Below are 858 nucleotides of genomic sequence, written 5' to 3'. Positions count from 1 at the left end.
GGTGTAGAAGAAATAAATTAAAATCCTGTCGCACTGACCAAGCAGGAGCAATGCAATGGCAAAGACAGGCCGACCGCCCGTGATATCCACTGGGGAGTACGCAGCCTTGCGCGAGGTAGTGCGCGACAACCCCCAGGCGACACTGCCGGAGTTGGCCCTGGTCTGGGGCGAACGCATGGGCCGCAACGCCCCCAGCACAGTGACCCTGCGTGCAGCGCTCAAGGCCGCTGGGTTACAGCGGACACGGCCCAAGCAGCAACTGGCACGCGCCAACCCCCAGCAGCCTGGCACCCGCTACGGCTACACCGCCCTGCATCGCCCCAGCAGCGACTCGGGCATGGCCCTTGCCCTCACAGACGCGGAATGGGCACTGGCCCAGGACTTGTTCGAACCAGAGCCCGGCGCGCCAGGTCGGCCTGCAACGTACTCTCGACGCAGCGTGGTTGAAGCGTGCTGCTACGTGCTGCGCACCGGCTCGTCCTGGCGCAACCTGCCCACCCAGATCTATCCTCCCTGGCAGTCGGTGCAAAAAGCCTTTGTACGCTGGGCCCGTCAAGGCAAGTTTGAAGCGCTGCACGAGCGTCTGCGCCAGCAGTGGCGTCAACGTGTGGAGCGCGCAGAGCAGCCCAGTGAAGCCGTGATCGACTCCCAATCCAACCGTGGCAGCCCTCAGGGCGGAACGCTGGGCTTTGATGCGGGCAAGAAGGTTCAAGGGCGCAAGCGCCATCTGGTCGTGGATACGCTGGGATTGTTGCTGGCGGTGGTGGTCACCAGCGCCGCTGTACCGGACCGCGCAGCGGCTGGGCAAGCAGTGGCACAGGCGTGCGCACGCACAGGCGGGTCGTTGAAGGTGTTGTG

At 64.8% G+C, this 858-nt stretch carries 1 protein-coding gene; it reads left to right on the top strand.

Translation table 11 applies throughout. The features are described 5' to 3' along the window. Positions 1-55 precede the first annotated feature (55 nt). Positions 56-858: IS5 family transposase (locus tag N4G42_RS25470; RefSeq protein WP_260669180.1), on the top strand; the 803-nt coding region annotated here is incomplete at its 3' end.

Origin of the sequence: Acidovorax sp. K2F (genome assembly GCF_025246485.1) — a bacterium.
Classification (GTDB): domain Bacteria; phylum Pseudomonadota; class Gammaproteobacteria; order Burkholderiales; family Burkholderiaceae_C; genus Acidovorax; species Acidovorax delafieldii.
This window is presented reverse-complemented; position numbering and strand designations above follow the sequence as displayed.